The sequence below is a fragment of the Kutzneria sp. 744 genome (assembly GCF_000568255.1).
Taxonomy (GTDB): domain Bacteria; phylum Actinomycetota; class Actinomycetes; order Mycobacteriales; family Pseudonocardiaceae; genus Kutzneria.
In genome coordinates this window covers 4,938,121-4,945,527 of record NZ_KK037166.1, presented here as the reverse complement: position 1 = coordinate 4,945,527, position 7,407 = coordinate 4,938,121, and the positions used below count along the sequence as shown (strand labels likewise).

At 72.2% G+C, this 7,407-nt stretch carries 6 protein-coding genes; 2 read left to right on the top strand and 4 right to left on the bottom strand.

Annotated elements, in window-relative coordinates:
- The coding region (locus tag KUTG_RS58815) for a DUF6542 domain-containing protein (RefSeq protein WP_052395202.1) at nt 1-649 on the bottom strand (649 nt) is incomplete at its 3' end.
- A gap of 227 nt (nt 650-876) precedes the next feature.
- Complete coding sequence (locus KUTG_RS21995) at nt 877-1,848, bottom strand: DNA recombination protein RmuC (protein ID WP_052395200.1); 972 nt, start codon at nt 1,846-1,848, stop codon at nt 877-879.
- A gap of 182 nt (nt 1,849-2,030) precedes the next feature.
- Here KUTG_RS21995 and KUTG_RS21990 point away from each other — a divergent pair, with 182 nt between their 5' ends.
- On the top strand, nt 2,031-3,167 hold the full coding sequence (locus tag KUTG_RS21990) for an exonuclease SbcCD subunit D (RefSeq protein ID WP_043719184.1): 1,137 nt from the start codon (nt 2,031-2,033) through the stop codon (nt 3,165-3,167).
- Complete coding sequence (locus KUTG_RS21985) at nt 3,164-6,085, top strand: AAA family ATPase (protein WP_043719180.1); 2,922 nt, start codon at nt 3,164-3,166, stop codon at nt 6,083-6,085. Before KUTG_RS21990 ends, KUTG_RS21985 begins: the two co-directional genes overlap by 4 nt.
- A gap of 108 nt (nt 6,086-6,193) precedes the next feature.
- On the opposite strand, the gene KUTG_RS21980 is transcribed toward KUTG_RS21985, so the two are convergent.
- Together KUTG_RS21980 and KUTG_RS63800 are read right to left on the bottom strand one after the other, a co-directional pair.
- Nucleotides 6,194-6,700, bottom strand: a complete 507-nt coding sequence (locus KUTG_RS21980; RefSeq protein ID WP_043719179.1) for a methylated-DNA--[protein]-cysteine S-methyltransferase — start codon at nt 6,698-6,700, stop codon at nt 6,194-6,196.
- On the bottom strand, nt 6,697-7,407 hold a 711-nt coding region (locus tag KUTG_RS63800; protein WP_304413670.1), incomplete at its 5' end, for a DNA-3-methyladenine glycosylase family protein. The genes KUTG_RS21980 and KUTG_RS63800, both read right to left, overlap by 4 nt.

The window sequence follows — 7,407 nt, the reverse complement described above, 5'->3', positions numbered from 1 at the left end:
GGCCACCACCACCGCGGCCCGAACGCGCCGGACGCGGCGGCATGCCACCTCGCTGGCCACCGGGAGCAGGACGCCCCGGGACCGCGCCCCGACCCGGCGGCACCTGCCGCGGCGGGAACGGAGGATGCTGCCGGTCCCGACCAGGCCGTTCACGGTCACGTGCGGGCGGCGGCGCCGGGCGCGAGCGGGCGCCGGCCGGGCGAGGGGCAGGCTCACGGCGCGGCGGCTCGCGGTCCTCACGGCCCGACGGCTCACGCCGCACGGCCCGAGCCGCCGGCGGGAAGTCCTCGTCCTCGTCCGGTCTCGGCTTGCGCTGCAGGATCAGGCGGATCGCGCCGATCACCACGGTCAGCACGGTGGCGATGGCCATCACCGGGAAGTTGCCGATCAGCGGCGGCCCGATGGCGATGGCCTTGGCCGCGAGGCCGCCGCTCGCGCCGCCGGCGAACAGCGCCAGGACGACGCCGGCCACGATGATCATGATCAGCGGCGGCTGCACCATCGGCCCGAACAGGCTGCGCCGTCGCACGAACGTCACGGCCAGCACGCAGCCGAGCGTGTACAGGACCTGGAACGGCAGCCCCAGTGTCTTGCTCGACAGCTCGTCGACCAGCGCCCCGGCCCCGGTCAGGGCGAGCGCTGTCAGCACCGCTGCCCACCAGGGCATGGCCCGGGAGCCGAAGGCGGGCGAGTCCCCCCACGAGGGGGTCCCCGGTTCGGTGTCTAGATCGCTTCGGCGATCGCGCGTGGCGGTCACGAGACGACACGGTAGCCCGTTTGTGTCCGGAAGCTTGTGAACGCTCCGTGAGAATGATGGTCAGTCACCCCCACGGGCTGCGGGCGATGCCCCTATGAGCGGGCAAAACCGGCAGTCGATCACCCTCCGTCCGGTGTGTGCTCGGCGTTAAGCGGTTCGGCCATCGGGGTAAACGGACCGGCCGTGACCTCGTCGGCGCGACGCACGGTGGTCAGCGGCGTCGGGCTGCCGGCCGCGTCGGTCAGTGGCTGCACCGCGCCCCGGAACCCCTCCAACGCGTCCAGCTCGCGCCGCCGCGCCGACAGGAAGCGCTGGAGGTGCGTACTGGACAGGTTGACGGCGTCGATCGCCGTGTTGGCCGCCCGGTGCGCCGCCGCGGCCTGGCCCCGCACCTGCTCCACGTCGGCCGCGAGGGCACGCTCCGTCGCCGCGAACATCGCCGCCGAGGCCAGCACCCCGAACCCGGTCGGGCCGCACAGGAACACCCGCCGATCCAGCAGCCAGCGCAGCAGCTCGGGATCGGTGTCCATGGCCGCGACGACCGCCGCGTCCGACGGCACGAACATCACCGTGCCGTAGATCGCGTCGGCCCAGCGGGAGTAGCCCTTGCCGGCCAGCTCCGCCGCCCGCGACCGGATGTTGCGCACATGCACCCGCAGCGCGTCCGCCCGCTCGTCGGCGTCGTCGGTCTCCATCGCCTCGGCCCAGACGACCATGCTCATCTTGGCGTCCACCGGCACCTGCCGGCCGCCGCCGACCGCGAGCACCATGTCCGGCCGCACCGTGCCGCCGCCGGCCAGGTCCGTCTGCAACGTGAAGTGCAGGCCCTCGCGCAGCCCCAGAGTGCGGGCCGTCTCCACGAGCACCTGCTCGCCGAGTTCACCCCTTCCGGTGATCGAGGAGAACGCCACCTCGTACCGGCGCAGCGTCGCCTGCTGCCGGTCGAAACGGACCCGCTCGGCCTCCACCGCGGCGAACGCCGCATCGGTCCGACGCACGCTGTCCTGGTACATCCGCCACAGCAGCACCAGGCCACCGGCCAGCAACAGGGCCAGCACGATCGCCGCGGTGCTGATCACTTCGGAGCTCACAGTGCTAGTTTGCCGCGCGTTCCGCGCGGGGCTCGGCCGCCCACGCGGCCGATGCCTTCCCTTGTCACTTCTCGATCGATGGACAGACTCGATCGAGAAGTGCCCGCGGTCCAGGCATCGGCGGCGGCCTCGCGCAATCCAGGCTGGGGGCGCGACCGAAACCCTGGTGTCGCGAGGCGCACATCCGACTCGCCGGGGCACCTACCCAGGTTTCCGACTGGCACGTCGGCCGCACGTTTCACGGCCGCGACCTGCTGGCCGACCAGGAGACGGTCCTGACCGGACTGGCGTCCCTGGTCGAGCGCGAGCGGGTGGACGTGGTCGTGGTGGCCGGCGACCTGTACGACCGGGCGATGCCGTCGGCGGAGTCCATCGAGACCTGCGGCCGGGCGCTGGCGGCGATCCGCGAGGCCGGCGCGCAGATCGTGATCACGCCGGGCAACCACGACTCCGCGCAGCGCATCGGCGTGTTCGGCCCGTTCGCGGCGGCCGGCGGGCTGCACCTCAGGACGAAGCTGTCCACGCTGGACACCCCGGTCGTGCTGGACGACGTGGCCTTCTACGGCCTGCCCTACCTGGACCCGGAGCCGGCCCGCCACAGCCTCGGCGTCGACGGCCGCGGCCATGCCGCGGTGCTGGGTGAAGCGATGCGCCGAGTTCGTGCCGATTTACGCAACCGAAGCGGACTTGGCACCATGGTTGCGGCCCACGCCTTCGTGACCGGCGGCGAAACCTCCGAATCCGAGCGCTCCATCCGTGTCGGCGGCATCGACCACGTGCCGGGCTCGGTCTTCGACGGCGTCGACTACATCGCCCTCGGCCATCTGCACGGCGCGCAGAAGCTGGCCGAGAACCTTCGTTATTCGGGCAGCCCGCTCGCCTACTCCTTCTCCGAGGCGCGGCACCGCAAGCAGGTCCTGCTGGTCGACCTTGACAGCTACGGATTGCACAAGGTCACGCAGGTCGAGCTGCCTGTTCCGCGCCGGTTGGGCACCCTCGCGGGCCGCCTGGACGATCTTCTCTCCGACCCTGCCCACGCCGATCTGGAAGAGTGCTTCCTGTCGGTCGCGGTGACCGACGAGGTTCGACCCCTTGACCTGCAACGCAAATTGCAGGAGCGGTTCCCGTACGCCGTGCACGCCGAGTGGCGTCCCGACGGCGGCCGGGCCGCGGCCGAACTGCGCTACGCCGACGCCGTGCGCGGCCGCAGCGATCACCAGATCGCCCAGGGCTTCGTGCACGACGTCCGGGGCAGCGTGCCGACCACGTCGGAATCGTTGTTGCTGGAACAGGCTTTCCGGGAGGTGGAGACGGAATGAGGTTGCACCGCTTGGAGTTGTGCGCCTTCGGCCCCTACGCGGGCCGGCAGGCGGTCGATTTCGACCAGCTCGGCGCCGACGGCCTTTTCCTGCTGCACGGGGAAACCGGCGCCGGCAAGACAACGCTGCTCGACGCCGTGGCGTTCGCCCTGTTCGGCCGGGTTCCGGGCGCGCGGGGCGACGTCAAGCGCCTGCGCTACGACAACGCCGACCCGGACCTGGTCACCGAGGTCTTACTGGAGCTTTCCGTTCAGGGACAACGGTTCCGGCTGGTCCGCAGTCCCGAGTACAACCGGCCGAAGCGGCGCGGCGGCGGCTTCACCACGCAGAAGGCGATGGTCTCGCTGACGTGGCTGAGCTCTGACGCCGACGGCATCACCCGCAACGACGAGGTGGCCCGAACGGTCGAGCGGCTGCTCGGCATGACCGCGGAGCAGTTCTTCCAGGTTGTGCTGCTGCCGCAGGGAGAATTCGCCCGTTTCCTGCGTTCGGACACGTCCGAGCGGGAGAAGCTGCTGGAGAAGTTGTTCGGCACGCAGCGATATCACGACGTCGAGCAGTGGTTCCGCGATCGCCGGCAGATGGCCGGCCGCAAGGTTTCCGATCAGCGGCAGGCGGTCCGTGAGCAGGTCGCCCGCACCGCGCAGGCCGCCGGCGAGCAGATGCCCGAGGACGCCGACGAGCAGTGGCTCACGGGCCTGTCCGAGCGGGTCGCCGCCCTGGTGTCCGTGGCCCAGGCAGCCGAGGCTGAGAGCCGGGAACGGGCCCGCCAAGCGGAGTCCGAGCTGGCCCAGCGACGGGCTTTGGCCGATCGGGTGCGGCGGGTGCGCCGGGCGAGCGAGCAGCTTGCGGGACTGCCGACCGAGGAGCGCGCTGCCTGGCGTGCCGAGCTGGCGGCCGCCCGACGGGCCGTCGGCGTCAAGGCCGCGCATCTGACCGAGCGGCAGATCGAGCAGGAACTGGCTCAGGTGCGAGACCGGGAACGGGCCGGCGTGCGACGGCTCGGTCCGGTCCTGTTGGAGGACGATCCCCGTGGTCAGGCCGGCCGCCTTCGCGAGGAAGCCGGCACGCTGCGGCAGTTCATGGCCGAGGCCGAGCAGTTGACGGCCGACCAGCGGCGGATTCGGCAGCAGGACAAGCGCCGCGAGGAGCTCGCCGTCGGTATCCGGCAGCTCAGCGGAGCCCTGTCCCAGCTGCCCGACCAGGTGAGCATCGCTCGTCAACGTCTGGAGAAGGCCCGCGACGCCCGGACGCGGCTGGATGCCGTGGAGGAGCAGTGGAAGCAGCTGTCCGAGATCGCCGTTGACGCGGATCGGCTGCCGGCATTGGAACGTGCGCTGGAGCGGGCCGTCGCCGGTGACCGCAAGGCCGTCGACGAGCATCAGGCGGCCTACGACCGGTTCCTGGACATCAGGCAGCGCCGGCTGGACGGCATGGCCTCCGAGCTGGCGGCCGGGCTCGTTCCCGGCGACCACTGCCCGGTCTGCGGCTCGACCGAGCACCCAGTTCCGGCCCGCGCCGCCGACGGCTCGGTCACCCGCGAGCAGGACGTTGCCGCGCAGCGGGCCGAGCAGGAGGCCAAGCAGCGCCGGGAGTCGGCCGCCGCACGGTTGCGGACCGCCGAGCAGGAGTGTCTGATGCTCCGGGATCGGTTGGCCGGCAAGGATCCCGAGTCGCTGAAGGCCGACCTGAAGATGCTCACCGACGAACGGGACGAGCTGCGCGTGATCGCCGCGTGGGTCGACCGGCTGGTGGCCGAGGTGGGCCGGCTGGAGGACGAGACGCGCCGGCAGACCGAGCGGCACGCCGAGGCCGAGCGGGAGCTGGCCGTGGTCGTCTCCGAGCTGACCTCGTTGCGGGAGAACGTCGACGAGCGCACCGAACGCGTGCGGCTCGCTCGCGGCGAGTTCCCGGACGTGGCGGCCCGGCGTGAGCACCTGCTCTCCGTCGCCGACATCGTCGAGCTCGTCGCCAACGCCGCCGACGAGGCCGTCGGTGTGGAGAAAAGGCTTGCCGTGCAACGGGAAGCCGTCGTCGAGGCGGCTGCGGCGGCCGGCTTCGACGACGTGCCGGCGGCGATCGCCGCCGTACGCTCCGACCAGGCCATCGCCGCCTTGGATCACCGTCTCGAAGAGGTGCAGGCGGTCGAGGACTCGGCCCGAGGTGTGCTGGCCGAGCCCGAACTGGCCGGTGTGGACCCGACCGCCGAGGTCGACGTCGCGACGGTCGAAGCCGAGGCGGCGCAGGCCCGTGAGGTGCTGGAAGCCGCCGTCGCGGCGCTCCGCTCCGCCCAGCAGCGGCACACCGAACTGGCCGAGCAGGGTGCCCGACTGCGTTCGGTGTGGGCCGCTCTCGCTCCCGTGCTGGCCAAGTACGACGAGCTGGACGCCCTGACCGATGTTGTCATCGGCCGAGGTCAGAACGCCCGTGGCATGTCGCTGCGGTCGTACGTGCTGGCCGCCCGGCTGGAGGAGGTCGCCATCGCCGCCTCCCGCCGGCTGCGCCGGATGAGCCAGGGCCGGTACGAGTTCGTGCACTCCGATGTCGCCGGTCCGCGCGGCACCCGGGGCGGCCTCGGGCTCGACGTGCTCGACGACTACACCGGCCGGATCCGGCCGGCCAAGACGCTGTCCGGCGGCGAGTCCTTCCTCGCGTCGCTCGCGCTCGCCCTGGGCCTGGCCGACGTGGTCGCCGCCGAGACCGGCGGCGCGCTGCTCGACACGCTCTTCGTCGACGAGGGTTTCGGCACTCTGGACCCGGAGACCCTCGACATGGTCATGGACACCCTCGACGAGCTGCGGGCCGGCGGCCGCGTCGTGGGGCTGGTCTCGCACGTCGAAGAGCTGCGGCAGCGGATCCCGACCCGACTGCGCGTGCGCAAGGCCCGCGCCGGATCCCGACTGGAGGTGGTTGCTTAGGCGGCCGGCTCTCGGGGGGCGTGTGTCCGTGGAAAGCGCGGACCTGGTCGATCCGGGTTTGTTTCTGGGGGACGACCCCCAGACCCCTGACCGGGGCTTCGCCCGCCTTCAGAGCGCGGCCCCTTCGTGAACCAGCAGCCACTGCTTGATCTCGGCGCCCCAGCGGAACCCGCCGATCGAGCCGTCGGTGCGCAGCACACGGTGGCAGGGCACGAACAGCGTCGCGGCGTTGTACGCGCAGGCCCCCGCGGCGGCCCGGACCGCGGCCGGGCGGCCGGCCAGCTCGGCGTACTGCCGATAGGTCACCGGTTTGCCGGCCGGGACGGTGCGCAGCACATGCCAGGCGTGCTCCCGGAACTCGCCGGACCGTTGCAGCACCTCGATGTCGTCGATGACCAGCAGCTCGCCCGCGTGGTAGTCGCGGACGGCCCTGGTGATGTGGCCCAGCTCGGCCTTCGCCTCTACCTCGGTCGGTCGCAGCGACGGTTGGACCTGGGGCAGCAGGTCGCCGAGGTCGGCGGTCCAGCCCGAGGCCAGCACGACGTCGTGGTCGTTGACGACCGTGGTGAACGGTCCGATCGGGGTGTCCACTGTGGACGAGTACGCGGTGGTCACTTCGAACTCCTGGGAATCGGTGTCGGCGACTGGGAGGCCCGCCACAGGTGCATGCCGGCGTACGAGCGCCAGGGCCGCCAGGCCCGGCCCCGTGCCGCCAGGCCGTGGGGATCCGACGGCAGGCCGAGGTTGGCCGCGCCCTTGAGCAGGGCGACGTCCGTGGTGAGCAGGACATCGGGCGCGCCGAGCACGCGCATCAGCACGTAGCCGGCGGTCCACGGTCCGATGCCGGGCAGGGCTTCGAGTTCGGCGCGCAGCTCCTCCGGGTCGCGGCCGACGTCGACGGTCAGGGTGCCGTCGGCCAGCGCCGCGCAGGTGGACAGCACCGTGTCGATGCGTCGGCGTGGGCCGGTCAGCACCGCCGCGCCCTCCTTGGCGATGGCTTCGGGGGTGGGGAACAGCCTGGTCAGCGTGCCGTCCGCGGTCTCGAGCGGCTCACCGAGCTTCTCGGTGAGCCGGGCCAGCGCGGTGCGGGCCGCCGCGACCGTCACCTGCTGGCCGAGCAGCGCCCGCAGCACGATCTCGGGGCCGTCGACCGCGCCCGGCAGCCGGATGCCCGGCGTCCTCGCGACCATCGGCGCCAGGTTGGGGTCCGCCGCGAGCAGCTCGTCGCAGGCCACAGGGTCGGCGTCGAGGTCGAACAGGCGGCGCACGCGGGTGACCGCGCTGCCCAGGTCGCGGAGGTCGGTCAGGCGCAGCGTGCAGTC

Bases quoted from the DNA above. Each gene is read 5' to 3' on its own strand.
- KUTG_RS21985 (WP_043719180.1), top strand. From the start codon at position 3,164: ATGAGGTTGCACCGCTTGGAGTTGTGCGCCTTCGGCCCCTACGCGGGC.